This is a genomic window from Paenibacillus sp. P13VS (assembly GCF_015143645.1).
Lineage (GTDB): Bacteria > Bacillota > Bacilli > Paenibacillales > Paenibacillaceae > Paenibacillus > Paenibacillus xylanilyticus_A.
Genome location: NZ_WYEV01000007.1, coordinates 234,018 through 257,408 on the forward strand (window position 1 = coordinate 234,018; position 23,391 = coordinate 257,408).

The window sequence follows — 23,391 nt, forward strand, 5'->3', positions numbered from 1 at the left end:
TATTTCACCAAATTATGGACAACAAAAAAAACAGAGGGTGTCTCTCTGCCATTTACAACGACAAAGATACACCCTCTGCTTTTTTGAAAATTTAAGCTCTTAAGAACCCTGTGAATGGCCCTGTGCTGACTCAGGATTCGGTATTGCTCATGAGTTCCTGAATATTTTGCAGATCACGCAATCGGCTCTCGTCCTGACGGAAATATTCTACCAGAGACTCGATGCAGGTAATGGAGTCCCAACTTAGATGATGTTCGATTCCTTCCACATCCTTGTAGATATTCTCTTCCTGAACACCGATCGTCGTTAAAAATTGTTCAAGCAGATGATGGCGTTCCATTAAACGTTTCCCCATCTTTTTCCCTTTTGGAGTAAGCACCAACCCACGGTACTTTTCGTAAATCAGGTACTCGTCTTTGTCCAGCTTTTGGATCATCTTGGTCACCGATGAAGGATGCACTTCCAATCCTTCAGCTATATCTGACACACGAGCATAGCCCTTTTCATCAATCAGTTTGTATATACGCTCCAAATAATCTTCCATACTGGGCGTTGGCATCTGCTTCCCTCTCTTCTCTCTGACCGGCAATATTCTTGCCTGATCCCTATCTTATAATGATACATGTTATCAATACGCATTGGCAAGTCTTGTACGAATCAAACGCTATGTCGTTTGAAACACATGGGCGCTTCTGATTCGGTACGCAAGTATTGGCAAGGGTGACTTCTGCCCATGTGAGGCAAACTAAGCAAGTTCCTATTGAAAGGAGTGATTCCGTGAGTACAAGTGTAGCGCAGCCTCCGGTTCGCAAAGCAAAAGGTACTAAACCCTTTATTCCCGATTTGGTCTATTTTGAACCCGGTGCGCTGGAATATGAGAAAGGCAAACGGATTATGGAATGGGTCACTTCCAAAGAAATTCCATATCAGATGACGACTTCCCATAACCGGATCACCAATCTGCCTGGCGAAACAGAGCAGGAAAAATACCGGATGGCAAAACGAACCCTGGTCGTAGGTGTGCGCAAAACACTCAAATTTGATCAGTCCAAACCTTCCGCTGAATATGCGATCCCCATCTCCACGGGATGTATGGGCCATTGTCATTATTGTTACCTTCAAACCACGCTTGGAGCCAAGCCTTACGTCAGGGTGTATGTAAATACCGAAGAGATCATTCAGGCGGCCAAAGGCTATATCGATGAGCGGGCACCTGAAATTACCCGATTTGAAGCAGCCTGTACTTCAGATCCGGTAGGACTCGAGCACATTACCGAAAATTTGAGTGATCTAATCCGTTTTATGGCGGACGAGGAATACGGACGTTTGCGGTTTGTGACGAAATATCATCACGTGGACCCATTATTAAATATCAAACATAACGGTCATACCCGGATCCGGTTCAGTGTCAATTCGGATTATGTCATCAAGAACTTCGAGCCTGCTACCTCAAGGTTTGAAGAACGTATTGAAGCCGCAGGCAAAATAGCGCACGCGGGGTACCCGTTAGGGTTTATCATCGCCCCCATCATGTGGTATGACGGATGGCAGGAAGGATATGCGGAGCTTTTACAGAAGCTTGCCGATACGCTCCCGGAAGATGCCACGAAGGATCTAACGTTTGAAATGATTCAGCATCGATTCACCAAAACGGCAAAAGCCACCATTGAGAAACGCTACCCCAAAACCAAACTCGAAATGGACATCGAGAAAAGAAAAATGAAATGGGGCCGCTGGGGGCAGTATAAATACGTGTACAAGGATGACCAACAGGACGCACTGCGTGAGTTCATCACAGAGCAAATTTTTGAACACTTCCCGTTAGCAAACATTGATTACTTCACTTAAGTATTGACATCTTATCCACGATAGTGGCGATCAAAAAAGCAGGTTACATGGGACAGAATGTGCTCTGGCCTTCATGTAGCCTGCTTTGCTTATTTTCATACATTAAATAGATCAATGGCCTTAACTGATACTTTGCTCAGATAATCATCCAATCGGGTGTAATCTGCTGCAGCCAAATGGTGATTTTGGTCATTTGATCCGTGAATAGCAGCACACCCAAAAACAGCATCAGCGCTCCACCCGCTTTCATCATCACATTCGAATATCGCAAGATCCAGCGTGTTGAACCGATGAAAAAGGCAAGGATGAAGAAAGGTAATGCGAATCCTGCCGTATAGCCGGTGATCAAGGCCAGCCAGGTTGTCGGTTCACTCGCAGCCATCGCAATGATTGCTGTCAGAATAGGACCGATGCACGGCGACCAGCCTGCCGAGAAACCAATCCCGAAAATAAAAGAGCCCAGGTACCCTGCTGGCTTCCATTTCAAGTCCATCTTACGCTCTCTCATCAGAAATTGCGGTTTGAATACCCCTAGCAGGAATAAACCCATGAGCATGATTAAAATAGCAGATAACTGACGGATCAAATCACGGTTATCATTGAAAAATTGTCCAAACAATCCTGCTCCAAGTCCAAGCGAGTAAAAAACAGCCGAGAATCCTAAAATAAACGCCAGCGTGTGTGTTAACGTTTTAAACCGAACTTCACGCTGATTGCGATCGTCTTTTAACCTTTGTACTGTCATACCCGTGATGTAGGATAAATACGAAGGGTACAGTGGAAGACAGCACGGTGATATAAATGAAGCCAATCCTGCGATAAAAGCCAGCCACACATTAACATCAGGCATGAAGCGGTGGTCTCCCTTCCCTGGGGCTCACTTGCACGCGTATTTCTTCAGGCTCGGAACCCTTTTTTTCCAATCATCGTAAGAATGAGCATCATGATAAGCAATAATACAATCGTTGCTCCTGGAGCCAAATTCCAAATTCCCGCTACCACCAGACCAATGACTACTGCAATCTCCCCGATAACAACCGAGAGAATAATGGCTGACTTGAAACTACGAGCCATAAGCAAACTTACGGCTACAGGAATGGTCAATAGTGCCGACACCAGCAGTGCCCCCACGATCTTAATCGCAGTACTAATCACCAGAGCCGTCATCACAGTTATCAGCATGTTAAGCAATTTTACAGGCAGACCTGTAACTGCCGCAGCGTCTTCCTCAAAACTGAGCAGGAAAAACTCCTTATGTAGCAGCGCAACAACGATAACTACAATCAGCGTTACCACTCCAACCAACTTCAAGTCGGTCGAGTCCAGTGTATAAATGCTGCCGAACAAGTAACTCATTACATCCGTATTGTACCCTTTGCCCAGTGTAAAGAACAACGAAGCAAGCGCGACGCCACCTGACATGATTATAGCAATGGATAACTCGGCATAAGTCTTATATGCCTTGCGCAGCTTCTCTATAGCAAAGGATGCGAGCACAGCAAAGACAAGTCCCACCGCAATCGGATAAACCTCAATCAAAAAGCCGAGGGCAACCCCGGCAATCGTAACGTGAGATAGCGTATCCCCGATCATGGACAAACGCCGCAGCACCAGAAACAGTCCGATCAGTGGAGCTGTAATGCCGATCAGCAATCCCCCTGCCAGTGCACGCTGAAAAAAATCACTCATTAAAATCTCCAAAACACACGACTCCTTCAGCCTTGTCTAATCTAGTTGTACAATATCATTATCGTACCAGGGCAGTAGTATGCTGCAAATTGGTCTCGGCACAATCCTCCACCTCATGCGAATGACGAACATGAAAGTTGATTTTTCCGTTGGTTGCAGCCGCTTCTGAACCAAGATAGTTCTCCATTCGGTCCATATCATGTGAAACCATCAGGAACGTCATCCGGTGGTGTTCATGCATATGGGTAATGAGCTCAAAGAAACTTGCTTGAGACTCGGCGTCAATCCCGACTGTAGGTTCGTCCAAAATCAACAAATCCGGATGATTAATAAGCGCACGTGCCAAAAACACACGCTGCTGCTGTCCTCCGGACAATTGTCCAATCCGTTTGTTTGCCAGATCCTCGATACGCATAACCTCCAGTGCATCCGTGCACTGCTGCTGTGATTTGCGCGTCATCCGGCGGAACATATTCTTATTGTTGTACAAACCAGACATGACCACTTCCCGCACGGTTGCAGGGAACAATGGGTTAAATGCATTTTTTTGCGGGACATAGCCGATCCGTTCCCAATCCTTGAATCTGCGAATCGACTGTCCGAACAATTTGATATCCCCCTGCGCTGGAGGCAGCAGTCCCACCAACATGCGCAGCAGTGTCGTTTTTCCCGCTCCGTTTGAACCGATAATACCGACAAAATCCCGTTCCTTGACCATAAAATCAAGATTTTCGATCACTCGCTGGTCACCGTAAGAGAAAGATAACTTCTCAATCTCAATGATTGGATCATGACATAGTGGCATGATTTGCTGCATGGCAAAGCCACCCTTCATTATATATAAGGATTGCAAAGAATCCTTCAGTCTATCTTATTTTAATGCGATCAGCAGATTTTGCAAATTTTTCTCCATCAGGGTGAAATAATCATCCCCATTGGCTGCCTGTTCCTTGGTAAGTCCTTCAACCGGATTCAACACCATCGTTTCCACACCAGCTTCGCCAGCGAGTGTTTTGGCCAATTTGTCGGAGACCAGCTCTTCGAAGAAAATGTACTTGATGCCCTCTTCCTTCACAAGCTTGGACAGATTCACAATATCCTGACCTGTTGGTTCGGCATCCGGGGATAGCCCCATGATGGCATGCTGTGTCAAACCATAATCACGTGCAAGATATCCAAATGCTTGATGGGACACAACAATTTCTTTATTGGAGACTTTGGATAATTCGTCCGTAAAGCGCTGATCGAGCGCTTCGAGTTTGGTACGAAGTTCCTCATAACGCTGTTCGTACCCATCCTGATGATCAGGATCTACTTCAACCAAACTATTTTTGATATTTTCAGCCATGACGATAGCCGACTTGGGACTTACCCATGTGTGAGGGTCCACGTGATGGTCTGCAACGTCCTCTGTGCCTGCTTCTTCCGCGTGTTCGTCTTCATGCTCTTCTCCATGGTTATGCCCATCATCACCTTCAGCCGTCAGCAAGCTCACTCCATCACTTACAGCCACAGACTTCACTTGGGTATCGCTGTTAAGGGATTTGAGAAAGTTAGGTACCCATCCTTCAAGGCCTGCACCGTTGTATAAGAACAATTGGGCTTTGGAGGTGTTTACAATGTCCTGGCTCTTTGGCGTCCAGTCATGGGGTTCAACACCAGTTGGCAGCAAATTAATAACGTTTGCGTCTTCACCGCCGATAGCTGTTGTAAATGCATATACAGGATAAAAACTCGTGATCACATTCACTTTGCCTTCCTCGATCTTGGCACCTTCCGAATTACTTTGTCCGCACGCTGACAACATGAGCAAACTGAGAATAAGCAAGCTGCTCCATAACCATTTCGTTCTGGTTTGGCCACGTTTGCTTGTATGCTGTATCCGGGTATTCCTGGTTTGTGTTGTTTCATTATACCATTTCACTATTGCTTCACTCCGCATCTCTTAATCGTAAACATTACTGAAAGAATTATAGGTAACCTGAACGTGGTTGTCAAGCGGTCGGGTCCTATTTATTCTCCCCTGGAGCGCAGAGTTCATAACAGTATATGCTTGTTTTCCTACGTTATTAGCGGGGCAATCAAGAGAAAAGAAAAAAAGCGACCCGATAGCATCGGGTCACCTTCATTCTTCATATAATCAAGCATCTGACTACATGTTCAGCAAAATTTATTTTACTTGAGCACCATTAGGCATATTGTCCGGTACCGTAGCCAGTGTTAATTGGTCACCATGAGATGCCGCCAAAATCATCCCTTGGGACAGCTCACCGCGCAATTTTACCGGTTTGAGATTCGTTACACAAATGACCTTGCGTCCAACCATCTCTTCCGGGGAATAGAACTTGGCAATCCCTGATACGACCTGACGCTGCTCATAACCGAGATCCAGCTGCAATTTCAGCAGCTTATCGGCTTTTTTGACTGGTTCACAGGCGATAACCTGTGCTACACGCAGTTCCACTTTGGCAAAATCGTCGATGCCGATTTCTTCCTTGCCCTCAGGTGCAGTCACGGGTTCGGATGCTTGCGCAGAATCGCCAGCATTACCTTGTGTGCCATCCGCTTGCGGTTCCGCTTTTTTGCCTCCAGTCATGGCTTCAGCAATATACGCAACCTCCTGCTCTGAATCGAGACGAGGGAAGATTGGGTCTCCCTTTTGCAGAGCATTACCCGCTGGAATTACACCCCATTGCTTAGACGTATCCCAAGCTGTAAGTTCGCCCTCCTGAATACCGAGCTGTTCCCAAATTTTATGCGGAGCACGAGTCAGGAACGGCTGCAGCAAGATGGAAGCAATACGCAAACTTTCGATCAAGTGAGACATAACGGATGCGAGCTCATCCCGTTTCGCTTCATCGCGTGCCAGAGCCCAAGGCTGTGTCTCGTCAATATATTTATTACTCCGGCTAACAAATTGGCTGATCGCAGTCAGTGCAACGGAAAATTGCAGATTTTCCATCGCCTGCTCCACTTTATCCACCGCTGCAAGGCCAGCTTCTTCCAGTGAAGCATCGAATTCCGTTACGCCTGAAGTAAATGCAGGTGCCTTGCCTTCAAAATATTTATCCACCATCGCAACGGTACGATTGAGCAGGTTCCCCAGATCGTTGGCCAGATCCGAGTTCACGCGCTCTACAAAGCTCTCTGGAGTGAACGTACCATCCGAACCAAATGGAACTTCACGCAGCAGATAATAACGCAGTGCATCCAGGCCGTAACGGTCAATCAGCGTCACTGGATCAACGACATTGCCCTTCGATTTGGACATTTTGCCGTCCTTCATTAATAACCAGCCATGCGCAAATACTTTTTTCGGCAAAGGCAGGTCAAGCGCCATCAGCATGATTGGCCAGTAGATGGTATGGAAACGAACGATTTCCTTACCTACCAGATGAACATCTGCAGGCCAGAATTGGTCATACAGTGATGAATCCGATGATCCGTAACCGAGAGCCGTAATATAGTTGGACAATGCATCAATCCAGACATATACGACGTGCTTTGGATCGCCTTTGACTTTCACGCCCCATTCAAACGTCGTACGGGAAACAGCCAAATCTTCCAGACCGGGCTTGATAAAGTTGTTGATCATCTCGTTCTTGCGGGATTCCGGCTGAATAAAACCAGGATTCTCTTCATAATATTTCAGCAAACGATCTGCATATTTGCTCATGCGGAAGAAATAGGATTCTTCTTTGACAAGTTCTACCGGGTGTCCACTATCCGGACTTTTGGCAGCGACAATTTCACCCTTCTCATTCTTCTCCACATCCACCAGTTGGGTTTCCGTGTAGTAGGTTTCATCTGGAATGCTGTACCAGCCCTCGTACTCACCCTTATAGATATCTCCCTGTTTAAGCAAACGATCAAAAATATCCTGTACAACTGTTTTGTGACGTTCTTCCGTTGTACGAATGAAATCGTCATTGGAGATATCCAGCTTGTTCCACAGCTCTTTGATGCCTACAACGATGTCGTCTACAAATGCCTGTGGTGTCTGCTCCTTCTCCTGAGCCTTGCGTTCAATTTTCTGTCCGTGCTCATCGGTTCCTGTCAGGTAACGCACTGCATAACCGCGCAGACGTTTGTAACGAGCCATTGCATCTCCAGCTACCGTTGTGTACGCATGCCCAATATGCAATTTGTCACTCGGATAATAAATCGGCGTCGTCAGATAAAATGTTTTTTGATCAGTCATGAAAGACTTCTCCTCCTTCATATGTCATGCTTGCTTTTGCGTTCTTAGCTAAAAAAGAACACAAAAAACTCCCGCCCCTATGGGACGAGAGTAGATCTCACGTGTTACCACCCAAATTCCCCGTGCTTTTTGCAAAACACAGGCTCTGCCGGTCCTTCGACCGCCCATTAACGCTGGATCACGCCTCAGCCTTACGACAGCGTCTACATACACGTCTGCACGCTCGAAAGAGGTTCCTCCGGGACCATATTCCATCCTCCTCCCAGACCGGTTCTCAGCTTATCCGGCTCTCTGCACTGGGGGTGTGTCTGTACTTATCCCTTCACTGGAAATCATTATACGAAAAATATACTGAACTGCTGCCCTCTTTGTCAAGTCGGCAGCAGTACAACTACGACCTTGTCATCCGATCAGGCCGTTCATGACTCCACCTTCATCCCTCATCATGTACCATAATCGTTTTTTCTGTCTTTGGCGGAACCAGATCAACACCACCGGGATGAAACGGATGGCATTTTGCGATACGCTTGGCAGCCAGCAGCGAGCCTTTAATTGCGCCATGAACCTCGATCGCTTCCATTGCGTATGCGGAACAAGTCGGATAGAAGCGACATGTAGGTGGTTTCAAGGGAGAAATATAATTTCGATATACCCGAATCGGCGCCTGTGCCACTCTGCGGGATAGCTTCATGGTTAGTGTTTCCCGTGATTGTGTGAATGCCCAGTGGACACTTTCGCCGGAGCGTACTCCGCACAATCTTTGCAGTATCCGAACACTTCGAATTTATGATCCACAACCTGAAACTGTTCTGGAGCATCTGCCAGCTGCATCGGACAAAAAACGATCGGATAGGTCTTCTGACATTTCAGACAGATCATGTGATGGTGATGGTGGTCTTCGCTGCAATGCGCTCTGAATTTTACACCGTCTTCAAAAATGACCTGCTCCAGCACACCCAAATCCTGCATGACGCGCAGGTTTCGGTACACCGTGTCAAAGCTCAGTCCGCTGTAAGTCTTACCCATATATTCATAGACGTCCTTGGGTGTAAGATACCCAGGAGATTCGGCAAATAACCGGGCCAGTGTCTTCCGCTGATCCGTAATGCGAAGTCCCTGTGAGGACATAGTATTAATTATCTGTTCTGTCGACAGCATGACTTCAAGCACCTCCTGTCATACAAGCATTATGCATACATCCTGAGAGCAAATCCAAATTAGCAAAAAGCCAGATTACTAAGGTTTGTTCGTCCAGATGTTACCCATTGACTTCATGGGAATTACAATGATGCAACGCTGATACCATGCTTGTTATTATAATTCTAATAATGCCTCAAATTCGGATTAGAGTCAACGAAACGACTGGCGCACACTGTTCACGTCAGATCATTAAAAAGGACCCCATTCACATGGAGTCCTTCTCTGACGGTTCAGAAGATCATTTCTTCGGGCGACTTTTGGGGTGATCGGGTATATGACATATAAGCTTTCACTCCAAACCGTCCGTTCCTTGTTGCCTGGTCAAGATTACTTCTCAGCCGGAAGCGGGGTGAACAACAGATTTACAGGAAGATTGCTTCCTGGTGCCGCTGAAAACAGAATGGTAACACTCTCACCATATGAGCCTGTGCGATAGAGTACACTTTGCTCGTTAGGAGCACTCAAGGATTTACCCTCGGAAATTTGTACAACCTGTCCGTTAACCAGTGCCACACCTGAATATTTACCACCACGAGGGTTGAACGAGATCAGCGTACGCGGTGCTACGTTATTCAGTGTAATTTTATAAAGCACACCAAAGTTACCGGCGTTGGAAGCATCTGTGTAAGCCATCGGGTCTGTTCCGACCAGGTTTGGATCACTTGCATTGTCACCAAGCGGAAGACGGGAAGGCTTCGAACCTACTTCTTGATCATACGTGATGACACGTGTTGCATTCGGGTAAGTTCCCCGGTTGTGAACACCGTCACGATCCAGTACTGGCAGCGTAGACCATACTTCCAGCGGATCCTTGTTTTCTTCAATCATAATAATGTTGTAATCCAGTCTGTAATCGCTGAATACATCGGAGTACAGGGAGATTACTTGGCCCTTCTTCATCGGCAGAGCACTAAGTTCCGTAAGAACCAGTTTGCTCTCTCCTGGCTGCAGGACAACGTCCTTTTTGCCAGTGCCTTCCTGCATGGATTTGAACCAGCGGTCAATCGATAGCTTCCCAGCTACAGTAGCAAACGGAGATGGACCTGCGAAGCCCATGTTTTGCTGCTCCAATGTTGCCGGATACATATTGTTGTTGGTAGCCACAACGTACATTTTTACGTTTTTGCCTGTATTATTCACGTGGTGAATCATAAAACGTGTTTGTCCAATCGAAGATTCCTTATAGACAATTCCTTCGCTGTTGACCGTTTCCGGACTGTTACTGCGAATCAGAATGCTTTGCTCATCATAGTAAGTGTATGGAACTTTCTCCATGGCAGGGACTTCTCCACCATTGAAGGTAAACTTCCCGCCAACCGGTGTGAACAATTGATTGAAATCAGAGAGAGTATACAGCGTTTCGCCCGTGATATTAATAATTTTGGAATAGCTGTCACTCAGACCGTGTTTGTCTGTAACTGTAATCGTGATGGTCTTCGGTCCTGGAACAAAGAATGCCAGTGCGTTGTTGTCCCACTCTGTTGTCTCAATCGCATTTTCGTCGTCTGTGCTTTGATCAATGTAGGTGATCTTTTCACCCATTTTGTACTCTTCCTTGTCTGTAGTGAACATCGCTACAGGAGGAAGATTCGGTTTTTGGACCTGGATTGTGACCGAGTAAGGATCACTCCATTGACCGCTTGAATCCTGGACAGCATACGTTACCGTATATGTACCTGGTTGGTCGAACGAATCCTGACGGCCAGTCCAGCGCTCATCCACAATGTCCAGTCCTTTCGGAGAACTGTATTTCGTTGTGTATGTTACGTTGTCACCGGCAAAAACTTCTTTGGGTACCGTGAAACTGGCTACCGGTTTGGTACTCAGTTTCAATACCACCGTTTTGGCGGATTGGTTCACTGTATAAGTAATATTGAGTGCCTGTGTAATTGAAGTCAGCGGCACCATAAACGTATTCTTTTGTTGGTAAGCAGCGCCCTTCATCGTTCTTGCTTCACCATTAACGGTATAGATTTTGCTGTTGGTCTTGAAACGCAGCTCATCTTCCCCGCTAATAATAATCGTTTCCTTGGTCGAGTTGTCGTATTTCACATCATAGCCAACTCGGTCAACCAGCGCGCGGATCGCTACATAGGATACACCATTTTTGACAGCCATCGGCTGTCCAGCAAGGTATGTCTTGCCATCTTGCACCATTTTATTGCTGTTCATGTACAGCGTCAGGTCTCCACCGGCAGTGCCGGACTGACTACTAGTGGAAGGCTGCTCAACCTCTACAGGTGTAGGTGCTGGCGCTTCTTCCTCTGTACCTTCTGCATCTTCAGACTCAGCAGGAGCTGCAGGGTCAACTGGAGTAACGTCCGTACCTGATGAATCCGTGGATCCAGGATTCGTCTCCTCCGTTGTATCGTTATCGGATGTCTGTGTACCTGATTGATCTTTTACTTCGGATTCCGCTATGGTTTGTTCTTTCTTAATAACCTCAACGGATTTAACTTTGGCTGTATTCACTGGTGTCGAATCGCTCTGATCAGCTGCCTGTGCATTCGCAGGGATGGCTGCAAACGCCTGAAAAACAGCTAAAGCGGTAAGTATAGACAATTTCCTCTTCAAATTCATTCTTTTTCTTTGGCTCCTTCTGCTCCCATTTTATTAATATCCCCCTCAAAAAGTCATACTATTAGACGCTTGTCACCGGGAAAAGTTGCTAAAAATAATAGATTAGAAATGTAAAGTTTTAATAGAGCGAAAACACTATGAAAATAGTTAGTTATCATTTCATCATCATTCAAAGATTCAATTGGTGATTCAATAAAGAAAACCTTACCATTATATGGATGAATATCACCACATAATAGTAAGGCTGTCTTTATCCCTTTAAAGTTAACTTAATCGGACGGGCAAGCTTCCACTCGGATTCAGTTCACCCGTAATTAACAAGGAAAGTGCACGTACCACGGCAGGTGTATTTTCATAAGTACATACGTATGCTCCTGGCCTTGGTATTTCCAGCAGATCATAGGGATTACGCAAAGCTACGACAATTAATGAATGGTTTACACTCAGCCGTTCAATCAAGTAACGCTGACCTTTGGGAAGAACCCCGGCTGAAGTGTACGTGCATACAATGACTTGTTCACCCTCCATTACACTTTTTGCAATTCGTTCTGCTTCTTCATATGACGGCTGTGTTGTTATCTTATGCTCACGAACATGATTTTTGATTTGCCCAAGCACCATCCCAAGTGAATCCGAATGGGACCAGGGTTCATCTACCTCTGTTCGCTGGACAACCTCAGGCCATACAACCAACACATTTTGTTCCGGCTTTAATGGCAGTACACCGTCATTATGCACTACGGTAATGCTTTTGCATGCAATTTCATCTAACAGCATATTCTCCGGAACGGATGAAAACGAATATGGCACACTTAATTGTTCACTTGATTGATCATTTGATTGTTGACTTGATTGGCTATCGCAGCGTTTTTGCTTCCATTCCACGACACGCTCGAGCGCCAGGTCAATGATCTGCTCTTCGATGTCTCCATGGCGGACCGCATCCACCACTGCATCTATAGCTGCAATTTGCTCCTCCAGGGTATGACTGACCAGAATCAAATCTGCTCCCGCCTTAACTGCACGAACAGCTGCATTCGCAACCCCATATGGTTTGGATATTGCATGCATCTCCAGACAATCTGTAATAATAATCCCTTTAAACCCCATTTGTTCGCGCAGCAATTCATGTAATACGTTACGGGACAACGTTGCAGGAATAGGCTCAGGTTCAATGGCCGGGAAAATCACATGTGCTGTCATGATGGCATCCACACCTGCCTCAATGGCCCGGCGAAAAGGCCGCAGCTCCACCTGCTCCAGCCTTTCCCATTCATGCGGAACCGTTACCATGCCAAGATGTGAATCTACGGCCGTATCGCCATGCCCCGGAAAATGCTTCGCTGTCGCAGCTATGCCGCTGGACTGATATCCAGCAATGGCTGCCGCACCATGGACGGCGACGTTCTCCGCATTTTCTCCATAGGATCGCACGCCTATCACCGGATTAAGAACGTTATTGTTCACGTCAACAACCGGTGCAAGGTTCATATCGATCCCAATCTGCTTAAGCTCGGTCCCAAGAATCCGTGCACATTGATACGTGTAGTCCGGATGACCTGTTGCGCCAAGAGCCATGCTTCCCGGCACTCGGGTAATCCCGTCCTTATCAATTCTCGCAACCATACCGCCTTCCTGATCTACCGAGATCATAAGCGGCAGCTCACTGCTTTTTGCAGCCAAGCTCTGCAGCTCGGCAGACAAACGGGTCAATTGTTCCACACTTTCCACGTTGCGCCTGAAGTAAATAACACCCCCAACATGGTAGTCCTGTATCAACCGCGTAATCTGTTCGTCCACTTGCTGTCCATGAAAGCCGCACATAAACAGCTGACCCACCTTTTGCTCCAATGTGAAATGTCCCCATGAGCTCATGTCTGCATTTCCTCCTCCAATGAAGTCGCTATTCTATGGCTTTGCCTGTATTCGGACGGCTTCATATGAAAATGTTTATGAAATACTTTGGAGAAATAACGCCTCTCTTTATAACCCGTGGCTTCGCCAATCGACGTAATGCTCCATTCCGTTGTACTCAATAACATCGCTGCTGTTTCCATTCGTTTCTGGGTCATATATTCAACAAAGGTAACCCCGACATGGCTTTTGAACAGCTGACAAAAATAACTTGAACTAATTCCCAGCCAATCCGCTACTTCATCTATGCCAAGATCATGATCCAGATGTGTATCCATATACTCACATGCGGACTTGATCCATTCCGAAACCGAAGGACGCGAGGCGCTTTGTTTCTGACAGTGCCGGTATCGCTCAATAATCTGGTGGTCCAGACATACGGGCGTATCGTCAAGAATAATCCTTGCCTTCATTGCTGAGTCAACAGCAAAGATGGCATTAAGCCTCTTTTGAATACGCTGAGCAAGTTGATCTGCTCTGCTCTCCCATCCAAGGGAAGCCTTGAGCAATATCCCCCATTCTCCCTTACGGACGTGAGTTATGATGCTTCCTTCTATTATTTCGGTTAGATCTTTAAGATTGGTATGAACTTCATCATGCCACTGCTGATGCTGGTCAGCAGTCCAGCCGATGGAATGGCGGAAATAACCTTCTGCATCAACAAGAATCAGGACATAGCGATCAGCAGAGGGCAACGTTTCCGAGGATTGCACGGGGAAGCATGCCAGGTTTTCCTTTTCACCCCGCAGCAAGTCTGTCACATGTTTGTGTCTGATCCAGTTTTCCATTTCTATACTTCGATGGCGTTCAGACTCACTTGTTACTCGCTTCTGAATAATTTGTTCAGTTAACTCACGTAATTTGTTCTCCAGATCCGAATAATCAATGGGTTTGCATATGTATTCATGTACATTGTAACGGATGGCCGTTCGGGCATATTCGAACTGCTGATATCCGGTCAGCAAAATAATTTCACATGACTCCCCCCGCTCGCGCAGGATTCGAATAAGTTCCAAACCATCCATGGTAGGCATACGGATATCGCACAGCATAATGTCAGGATGGCAATCAGCCACCTTATCCAGTGCTTCTATTCCACTTCTGGCCGTGCCCGTAATTTCAATCCCCATGTCCTCCCAGGGCAGGATCAGTCTCAAATTTTCCAAAATCGGCAGCTCATCATCAACAATCATTGCCGTCAGATTCATCTAGGCATCCCCCTGCTCATATCGTGGAATTATGCATTGAATCACTGTCCCATGTCCTGGAGCAGAACATATGAATATGCCATATCCCGCCCCGTATCGAATTCGTATCCGATCCGCCACACTTCGTAAGCCGAGTCCCCGGCGTTCAGCCATGGAGGATAGGGAAAGCTCCCCTTCTTTTGCATGTGAATGTTCCGGAGGATCTTCTGCCATATATTCGAATCTCCCCATTATTTCCTGGGGAATGCCAAGTCCGTTATCCTGCACTTGCAGTATCAGATTATGATGCAGCTCAAACGCACTGATTCGAAGTACTCCCTTGTACTCAATACCCTCGAAGCCATGCTGAATACTATTTTCTACTAAAGGCTGCAAGGTCAGTTTAAGTACGGAGGATGCATATAAATGAGTAGGAATATGCACTTCGTACGTAAACAATTCGCTGAATCTGTATTGCTGAATTTCAAGATAACTCTGGAGATGCCTTACTTCCTCGCCCAGTGGAATTTCTTCCTGATCCTGAATACTGATCCGAAGAATATTACCAAGACGGTTTACCATTTCGCTGACTTTCCGTCCCTCTCCTCGCATCGCCAGCCCGTTGATGGATTCCAATGTATTGAACAGGAAGTGTGGCTTGATCTGAGCCTGCAGCACACGTAGTTCAGCCTTGGCCTTTTGCTGCTGCTCTGCCCGCACACGGCGAAACAGACTTCCAATCCTGTCCAGCAGTTCATTGAATCCATGGGCTAGAAGCTGCATCTCATCGAATCCCTTACCCTCAACTCGTGCGTTGAAGTCACCATCTTCGACTCGCCGCATGAAACGGACCAGTACCGCAATATTGCCGGTTATCCGATTCATGAAAAACAGGTTGAAGACCATCGCAGCAAGAAGACAGAGCAGAATAATAATCACCGACCAGCCTGCAAACACATTGGTTTCGGCCGACAACGCTTCCCACGAGGTTACACTGATTAAACTCCAACCGTAGTTTTTCAGATGATAATGGGACAGGATACTCTCCGTGCCATCAAATATGGTTCGGATGCTGCTGAAGCCGGGTCCATAACTGGCCGCGTTTACGCCGAGGTTCTCCATCTTCTCCCCACTGTACCGCCCGGATGGGTCATAGACGACCAAACCTTCTTCATTAATTAATAAAAAGGACGTATTTTGAGCGGAATCACTGATCTGCAAATGCCGGAAGATGCGATCAATCTCCCCCTTTTTGATTTGTACCACCAGAATTCCGATATTTTGAAAATAACTGAGTTCCTTCACTAACCTGATCTGCGTAAAGACAGGATCGTTGCCGGTAAGTTCGGGATATTCAAGCGGGGCAAGCCATTTGGGCACGCCATTAAGCTGATGGATTTCCTGAAATAAAGGGTGTACCTTGAATTGCTGAAAAGGAAGCGTTTCAAAATTTTCCTTGGTAAATATGGAGACAATCTGATTGTTCTGGGACGAACGCAGATCATATAAGAAAGCATAGCTAATAAACGGATAGTTATATAGAAGAGATCGGAAATTGCGCTGGCTGGCATTGAGCGATAATTGATTACCGGTCCCGAGATCCTGCTTGGTCGGGTCTTTGGCGTTGAGTGCCATTTGAAATACCGACGTGGCGATCCCGTTATCCGTGACATTGTTTATCTGCTGAAAAACATTTTCGATATTGTAACTAATGGCCTGGAGGGCATATTCGGCTTGTTGGTTGTATTTCTTCTCAATCGTATGTGAGGTAACCAGGAACATCCCGATACCCAGTGCACACATCGGTACAATAATTAACAGCAGAAATGCCAAGGCCAGCTTCATGCGCAAGTTCATATCCGTTCTCCCCAATAACCGCGTAGGCCATCAACCCTTGACGCCGCCTGCGGTTACACCTTCAATGATTTTCTCCTGTAGTATGGCGTAAATAACAATGACAGGCACAACACTATATACAATTCCTGCGGACATCTGGGCATAGTTCATCTGGTACTGATCACGAAACTGGACCATGCCTACAGGCAGGGTGCGCAGCTTATCTGTAGATAGGAAATAATTGGCGAGCAAAAATTCGTTCCAGTTGCCGAGGAAATTCACGATAAATACCGTAACGATGGCTGGAACTGTAAGAGGTATCACTATTTTAGCAAAGATCCCTGGGGCCCTCAAGCCATCCATTACCGCTGCTTCCTCGATCTCTCCGGGAAGTGATCTCATAAAAGCAGCCAGTATGATAATCGTAAAAGGAATTGCATTCGCTACATAGGGAACAATCAGAGCCAGATGCGTGTCCAATATGCCCAGCTTGCGGACGAGCAAATAAATGGGCAGCATCAGCGCATTGTTCGGAATAAGCATGCCGGCCAGTATAAGACTATAGAGAAACAGGCTCCACCTGCGGTGTCTCATCCGGGTTACAGCAAAAGCAAACATGGCGCCCAGAATAATGGTACCTGCCGAAGAGAGCATGGAAATGTACATGCTGTTCCAGAAATACGTACCAATCTTGGCGTTGACCCAGGCTTCCACGTAATTGCTGAACACCCAGTTCGTTGGCAGACCAAACGGATGAAGAGCAATCTCATTGTTATCCTGTTTGAATGAAGAGAAGATAACGAATAAAAAGGGAAATAAAATAGCCAATAAATATAACATCAACAATACATGAGGAATACTGGCTCGTATATTCTTTACCATCAATACTCCACCCTTTCGTTGTGCCTTGCCACGAGCAGTTGGTACACAGCCGTCAGCACAAGTGTCAGAGCAAAGATCAGAACCGCTACCGTATTGCCGTACCCATATTTAAAATTGGTAATCGCATATTTGATCATATACGTAGCAAGCACCTCGGTGGAGCCGGCCGGTCCGCCTTTGGTCATTACAAGCACAATGTCTGCCGCCTTCATCGCTCCGGCAATGGACAGCATGATGACAACCGAAATAATGGGCCTGATGAGTGGCAGGGTGATTCGAGTGGCCCGCTGCACTGCCGTCGCACCATCGATGGCTGCTGCTTCATCCAGGTCACGGGGAATGGCGAGAATGGCCGCCAGTACCATAACAATGTAAAATCCGGTCCACTGCCAGGCATTGGTCACAAGAATCGACAGCATCGCGAAACGATTATCCGAAAGCCAGTACACCGGCGGAATGCCAAACGTATTGAGCAGTTGATTCAACAGCCCGATGTTGGGCTCATAGATAAATCCCCACAAAATACCGATGACTGCCGTCGACATAATGGAAGGTAAAAAAACAGCCGTTTTGTAGACTCCCTTTAATCGTTTGACATTGGCAATAAGCAATGAGAATAATACAATCAGTGGGACCTGAATCAATACGGAAAATCCGATAAAAAAGCCATTATTGCGTGTGGATATCCAAAACCGTTCATCGGTTAAAGCCTTGGCATAGTTCGACAAACCCACAAATCGTGGGTCTGTCGAAACGCCATTCCAGCTGGTCAAGCTATAGTACAGTGAGCTGCCAATCGGATACAGGAAAAACATGACAAACAAAATCAATGCCGGTAATACAAACAGCGTGTAGATGAGTGGGCTGCGGAGTGAAGTATTCATTTTCAGCCTCCTTCAGTAACTTCAGTTGCAGCTTTGGATAGAGTTGATTCATTATTCCACGGAAGCGTTGGCTTCCTCCTGAACTTGCTGCAGCTCCTCCGCCATCTTCTCTGGTGTGGTCTGTCCGCCAATTAGTTTTTGAATCTGCAGATTGCTGATCTCCGTGGTTACATCCGCCTGTACCAGCGCATCAAAGGCTGGGAATGACGTCTGGGATGCATTCAGGACAGCGACGATTTCCTTCATCAGCTCGTCGGTAATGCTGTCCGTTAATACCTTCTCATCCAGCTTCATGGCAGGAAGGACTCCATCTTCCACAAGGCCACGCACCTGCATATCTTCATTATAGAAATTTTTGATAAACGCTTTAACCGCTTCCAGCTTCTGAGGATCTTCCGCTACAGATGCCGAGAAGCCATATCCATTATTGACATCACGCATGAGGGAAGTCTGATCTCCCACGCCATTCTCTACCGGCGGCATATTGAAGAATCCAACCTTACCGATCAATGATTCCCCGCTCTGTCCTTCCTTAAATACAGATGATTTCCATGTTCCGTCATACATCAATACCGCTTCACCACTTGTGAATTGAGTCGTATACTCTGCGTATTCGAAGCCGAGCTCGCCTTTTTTGAAGTACCCTTTATCGACCCATTCCTTATGTTTCGCAAAACCTTGAATCACACCCGGATCGGTCCACTTGGCTTCACCAGTTGCAAACTTCGCAGTAATCTCGGGACCGGCATAGCGTGACCACAGATGGTTCGTCAACATCAGCGGGACCCAGCCGGCCTTGGAAGCAGAGGCAAGCGGCACTTTCCCATCCGCTTTGATCTCGGCCAGCATGTTATCAAGCTCAGCCATGGTCGTTGGTGCTTGCCAGCCCTTTTTTGCAAAATATTCTTTGTTATAGAAGAAACCTTCGCCTGAACCACCAATCGGCAGTCCATACACTTTGCCTTCATACGTGAATGGTTCAAGGGATGTAAACTGATCCTGAATGCCCAGCTCTTGCAAAATCGGTGTCAGATCCAGCAGCATGCCTTCCTTGGCATACACTTTGGAGTCCGGGCTGCCGAACAGTTCGAAAATATCCGGTGGATTGCCTGCCGCCATTTCCCCGCGAAGCTTCTCCTTCCGGTTCACATCCGATTCAACCCCGTCCAGCGTAAAGGTCAGATTAGGGACCTCACTTTCCACTTTGTCGACGACGTCCTGCAGAATGGCCAGCCTTTTTTGTTTATCCGCCCCTACTTGGGTGTGACGCAGCAGCATTTCCACCGGTTCCTTGCTCGTTTCCGGTTCGGAGCCTGAGGCTCCCTGCGGATTTTCGTTCCCTGAGCCCGAACATGCAGCCAGCGTCCAGGACGTTACCAGCAGCAGTGAGAGCAGCATTATCATTCTTTTTTTCATCGTCGTTGACCCTCCTCGGATATTGCGCATTTGGTTTTACACTCTGATTATAAAAAGCCGGAGCTACCATCGTAAGGATGACAATTCATCAATGAGGGGATAAAATCCTTCACTGAACAAGCCCTTTCGTAATCCTCATGTAAAATGAAACAAAAAACAGCCCTTGCGACGTCTGTCGCAAAGACTGTTTGAAGAGTGGGTCCATTTTATGGAATGTTCATTTTCTATCGGACCCGTGGATATGGATCATTTTGCCCGAGCAAGTGTGTCTGTCGTTTCTTTCCGCCCCTGTTCAATCAAACGATAAGCCCGTTCCACTTCCTCTTCGGTAGGAGATGGAACGCCGTCAAGCGGATATACTTTTCCGAGTGCCTGCCATTTGTATATGCCCATCTGGTGATACGGTAAAATCTCAAACTTCTCCACACCATTCAATGTTCCGATATAACGCCCCAGGTTAAGCAGATCTTGCTCATCATCATGAATGCCTGGCACGTATACGTGCCGAATCCACATTTTCCGTCCATGATCCGATAGCCAGCGAGCCATCCGAAGTGTTCTCTCATTGGATTTCCCGGTAAGCTTGATATGCTTTTCATCATCGATATGTTTCAGATCCAGCATGACCAGATCCGTATGATCCAACAAGTCAAGAATACGATCAGGTTCATTGTAGCCGTTGCTGTCCAGCGTGGTGTGCAGTCCCCAGCGCCGCTTCACTTCTTTGAAGACCTGGCCGACGAAATGAGCCTGCAGCGTCGGTTCGCCTCCCGATACCGTAAGTCCGCCTCTCGAACTGCGATAATAGGTCAAGTATGGCTCGATCTCTGCGAGAACTTCCTCCACGCTCATATCCCGGCCTCCATCAAGCGCCCATGTATCCGGGTTGTGACAATATTGGCATTTCAGGTGACATCCCTGCATAAAAAGCACGAAGCGGATGCCTGGGCCGTCAACCGTCCCGAAAGTTTCGAGTGAATGAATATGTCCGTTAACCATGCTGCCTCTTCCTTTCTGTATCCGCATCCGCTGTGCGTTTATGATGGTGATCTTCTCCTGTTTACCGTGTTATTACATCGAACCGTGGAAGGTCCGGTTAATGACATCCAGCTGCTGCTCACGCGTCAGTTTGATGAAGTTTACGGCATAGCCGGATACCCTTACGGTCAATTGTGGATAGTTTTCCGGATGCTCCATGGCGTCAATCAACTGCTGACGATCGAACACGTTCACGTTCAGATGGTGAGCACCTTGACCGAAATAACCGTCCATCATGGCAACCAGATTGGATTTGCGAGTATCGGACTCTTTACCGAGCGCTTTAGGCACAATCGAGAATGTGTTGGAGATACCGTCCAGGCTGTGTTCGTAAGGCAATTTGGCTACAGAACCCAGGGATGCCAGAGCTCCTTTTTTGTCACGTCCATGCATCGGGTTGGCACCTGGAGCAAACGGTTCGCCTGCTTTACGTCCATCCGGTGTAGTACCGGTTTTTTTGCCGTAGACCACATTGGATGTGATGGTCAGTACGGATTGGGTTGGAATGGCATTGCGGTACGCTTTATGTTTGCGGATCATGCCCATGAAGCTCTCTACCAGTTCAACCGCGATGCTGTCGACGCTGTCTTCATTGTTACCGTAACAAGGGAAATCTCCTTCAATTTCAAAATCAACGGCGATTCCTTGCTCGTTACGAATCGGTTTCACTTTTGCATATTTAATTGCACTCAGGGAGTCGGCTGCAACGGACAGGCCGGCAATACCACAGGCCATGGTACGTACGATATCACGGTCATGCAGAGCCATCTCGATCCGTTCATAACTGTATTTGTCATGCATGTAGTGGATTACGTTAAGGGTATTCATGTACAGTTTAGCCAGCCATTCCATCATCGGTTTGAACCGTTTCATGACCTCATTGTAGTCCAATACTTCGCTTGTAATGGCTGGATATTCCGGTCCGACCTGTGCTCCGGATTTCTCGTCGCGTCCACCATTAATCGCGTACAGCAGTGCTTTCGCCAGGTTGGCACGAGCGCCGAAGAACTGCATTTGTTTACCGATCTTCATGGCCGATACACAGCAGGCAATCCCGTAATCGTCTCCGTAGATTGGACGCATCAGATCATCATTCTCATATTGGATAGAGCTCGTTTCAATGGACACTTTGCTGCAATACTCTTTGAATGCTTCCGGAAGTTTGGTAGACCAGAGTACGGTCAGGTTTGGTTCCGGTGCAGGTCCCAGATTGTGCAGTGTGTGCAGGAAACGGAAGCTGTTTTTCGTTACGCGTGTTTCCCCGTTCACGGACATCCCGCCGATAGACTCGGTTACCCATGTCGGGTCACCGCTGAAAAGCTCGTTGTAATCCGGTGTACGCAGGAATTTGACGATCCGCAATTTCATGACAAAATGGTCAACCAGTTCCTGAGCCTGTTCTTCAGTCAGGAGGCCTTCCTGCAGATCACGTTCAATGTAGATATCCAGGAATGAAGATACACGTCCAAGGGACATCGCAGCACCGTTTTGCTCTTTAATCGCAGCAAGGTAACCGAAGTACAGCCATTGGAACGCTTCTTTTGCCGTGGTAGCCGGCAGGGAAATATCGAAGCCATGCATTTCGCCCAGCTGCTTCAATTCCTGCAGAGCCCGGATTTGTTCGGATAACTCTTCACGCAGACGGATGACATCTTCATCAATGACATCCACTTCAAGAGCGTTCAGTTCTCCTTTTTTGGCGCGGATCAGGAAGTCCACCCCGTACAGAGCAACCCGGCGGTAATCGCCAATGATGCGGCCGCGGCCGTAAGCATCAGGCAGACCCGTAATGATGCCAGCTTTACGCGCTGCGCGCATCTCGGATGTATATGCATCGAATACACCCTGATTATGTGTTTTGCGAATATTAGTAAATATATCAATGACTTCTTGAGGCATTTCGAAGCCGTAAGCCTGACATGCATCAATCATCATGCGGATTCCGCCTGTTGGCTGAATGGAACGTTTGAATGGAGCATCAGTTTGCACACCGACGATCTGTTCTTTCGTTTGATCCAGATACCCTGGTTGGTGAGACACGATCGTTCCCGGAGTGTTTACGTCCACATCCAGTACACCGCCGTTATCGCGTTCTTTTTTGGTCAGATCAGATACGATGTCCCACAGGTCTTTGGTGTTCTGTGTTGCCCCTGCGAGAAATGCTTCATCCCCGTAATACGGAGACAGGTTGTGTGCCAGAAAATCATTCACATCCACGGATTTAGTCCATGTGCCTTTCGTAAAGTTTCTCCAGCCTGTTTGTTGTTTTACGTCTTTTTCGATCACCGACATAGTAATCCCTCCACAAATTTGGATTTCCGGACACATGACAGGGTGCAAGCAAAATCGTCTCATCTGTGCCCAGAGCCGCGATTAATGTGAACTTTTTCACATATCAGCCGGAACACGTTCTCTCTACATGGGAACCGGAACCGCGGGATGGATGTTTTTCTTACATTTTCAGTATACGTCTTGCGCGTTTCACCATCTGTGATTTTTATCACAAAGTTAGTGAACTTCCTCACTCCACCATTGCTGGATCAGGGTGAACCCCATAATTCACACTTAAACACTGCGCAGGCCAGAACAACTTCCGATCGCTGTTATCACTGGATTTTTTTCATTCCTTATTCTAATTGGGAAAATCCATTGATAAAGGCGAGCGCTTCGCTTCTTCAGTTTTTTCTGCCCTCTCCGTTATTGTGTGAATACCAAA

At 47.0% G+C, this 23,391-nt stretch carries 18 protein-coding genes; 1 reads left to right on the forward strand and 17 read right to left on the reverse strand.

Annotation, left to right across the window (positions count from 1 at the left end; all coding sequences use genetic code 11):
* Nucleotides 1-130 precede the first annotated feature (130 nt).
* A complete protein-coding gene (gene mntR, locus GUA98_RS19315; RefSeq protein ID WP_095290400.1) occupies nucleotides 131-559 on the reverse strand; it encodes a transcriptional regulator MntR in 429 nt (142 codons plus the stop codon).
* 218 nt (nucleotides 560-777) lie between these two features.
* On the opposite strand from mntR, the gene splB reads away from it, so the two are divergent.
* A complete protein-coding gene (splB, locus tag GUA98_RS19320; RefSeq protein WP_095290398.1) occupies nucleotides 778-1,848 on the forward strand; it encodes a spore photoproduct lyase in 1,071 nt (356 codons plus the stop codon).
* A gap of 136 nt (nucleotides 1,849-1,984) precedes the next feature.
* On the opposite strand, the gene GUA98_RS19325 is transcribed toward splB, so the two are convergent.
* From GUA98_RS19325 to pflB, 16 genes are all read right to left on the reverse strand, one after another.
* Nucleotides 1,985-2,698, reverse strand: a complete 714-nt coding sequence (locus GUA98_RS19325) for a cytochrome c biogenesis CcdA family protein (RefSeq protein ID WP_153979298.1) — start codon at nucleotides 2,696-2,698, stop codon at nucleotides 1,985-1,987.
* A 47-nt stretch (nucleotides 2,699-2,745) separates the two neighbouring features.
* Nucleotides 2,746-3,549, reverse strand: a complete 804-nt coding sequence (locus tag GUA98_RS19330; protein WP_095290395.1) for a metal ABC transporter permease — start codon at nucleotides 3,547-3,549, stop codon at nucleotides 2,746-2,748.
* A 46-nt stretch (nucleotides 3,550-3,595) separates the two neighbouring features.
* Complete coding sequence (locus tag GUA98_RS19335) at nucleotides 3,596-4,354, reverse strand: metal ABC transporter ATP-binding protein (RefSeq protein WP_095290554.1); 759 nt, start codon at nucleotides 4,352-4,354, stop codon at nucleotides 3,596-3,598.
* Between the two features lie 54 nt (nucleotides 4,355-4,408).
* Nucleotides 4,409-5,344 (reverse strand): metal ABC transporter solute-binding protein, Zn/Mn family, encoded by a 936-nt coding sequence (locus GUA98_RS19340; RefSeq protein WP_227779866.1) that lies wholly within the window; start codon nucleotides 5,342-5,344, stop codon nucleotides 4,409-4,411.
* A gap of 363 nt (nucleotides 5,345-5,707) precedes the next feature.
* A complete protein-coding gene (gene metG, locus GUA98_RS19345; RefSeq protein WP_193724133.1) occupies nucleotides 5,708-7,738 on the reverse strand; it encodes a methionine--tRNA ligase in 2,031 nt (676 codons plus the stop codon).
* A gap of 433 nt (nucleotides 7,739-8,171) precedes the next feature.
* Nucleotides 8,172-8,429 carry a membrane protein insertion efficiency factor YidD gene (yidD, locus tag GUA98_RS19350; RefSeq protein WP_095290389.1) on the reverse strand — a complete coding sequence of 86 codons (258 nt, stop codon included), beginning with the start codon at nucleotides 8,427-8,429 and terminating at the stop codon, nucleotides 8,172-8,174.
* Between the two features lie 2 nt (nucleotides 8,430-8,431).
* Nucleotides 8,432-8,896 (reverse strand): Fur family transcriptional regulator, encoded by a 465-nt coding sequence (locus GUA98_RS19355; protein WP_095290387.1) that lies wholly within the window; start codon nucleotides 8,894-8,896, stop codon nucleotides 8,432-8,434.
* A 369-nt stretch (nucleotides 8,897-9,265) separates the two neighbouring features.
* Nucleotides 9,266-11,518 (reverse strand): stalk domain-containing protein, encoded by a 2,253-nt coding sequence (locus GUA98_RS19360; protein WP_193724134.1) that lies wholly within the window; start codon nucleotides 11,516-11,518, stop codon nucleotides 9,266-9,268.
* 264 nt (nucleotides 11,519-11,782) lie between these two features.
* Nucleotides 11,783-13,393: a beta-N-acetylhexosaminidase gene (nagZ, locus tag GUA98_RS19365; protein WP_193724135.1), complete on the reverse strand. Its 1,611-nt coding sequence runs from the start codon at nucleotides 13,391-13,393 to the stop codon at nucleotides 11,783-11,785.
* On the reverse strand, nucleotides 13,390-14,640 hold the full coding sequence (locus tag GUA98_RS19370; RefSeq protein WP_193724136.1) for a response regulator: 1,251 nt from the start codon (nucleotides 14,638-14,640) through the stop codon (nucleotides 13,390-13,392). Before GUA98_RS19370 ends, nagZ begins: the two co-directional genes overlap by 4 nt.
* Nucleotides 14,641-16,476, reverse strand: coding sequence for a sensor histidine kinase (locus tag GUA98_RS19375; protein WP_193724137.1), 1,836 nt, complete (start codon nucleotides 16,474-16,476; stop codon nucleotides 14,641-14,643).
* A gap of 30 nt (nucleotides 16,477-16,506) precedes the next feature.
* The gene (locus tag GUA98_RS19380; RefSeq protein ID WP_193724138.1) at nucleotides 16,507-17,337 is read right to left on the reverse strand and encodes a carbohydrate ABC transporter permease; all 831 of its coding nucleotides are present in this window, start codon (nucleotides 17,335-17,337) and stop codon (nucleotides 16,507-16,509) included.
* Nucleotides 17,337-18,221: a carbohydrate ABC transporter permease gene (locus GUA98_RS19385; RefSeq protein ID WP_095359303.1), complete on the reverse strand. Its 885-nt coding sequence runs from the start codon at nucleotides 18,219-18,221 to the stop codon at nucleotides 17,337-17,339. The genes GUA98_RS19380 and GUA98_RS19385 overlap by 1 nt, the downstream gene beginning before the upstream one ends.
* A gap of 51 nt (nucleotides 18,222-18,272) precedes the next feature.
* Nucleotides 18,273-19,637 carry an ABC transporter substrate-binding protein gene (locus GUA98_RS19390; RefSeq protein ID WP_095290372.1) on the reverse strand — a complete coding sequence of 455 codons (1,365 nt, stop codon included), beginning with the start codon at nucleotides 19,635-19,637 and terminating at the stop codon, nucleotides 18,273-18,275.
* Nucleotides 19,638-19,883: 246 nt separating this feature from the next.
* A complete protein-coding gene (gene pflA / locus GUA98_RS19395) occupies nucleotides 19,884-20,636 on the reverse strand; it encodes a pyruvate formate-lyase-activating protein (RefSeq protein ID WP_193724139.1) in 753 nt (250 codons plus the stop codon).
* Between the two features lie 72 nt (nucleotides 20,637-20,708).
* Nucleotides 20,709-22,967: a formate C-acetyltransferase gene (gene pflB / locus GUA98_RS19400; protein WP_193724140.1), complete on the reverse strand. Its 2,259-nt coding sequence runs from the start codon at nucleotides 22,965-22,967 to the stop codon at nucleotides 20,709-20,711.
* Between the last annotated feature and the right edge of the window lie 424 nt (nucleotides 22,968-23,391).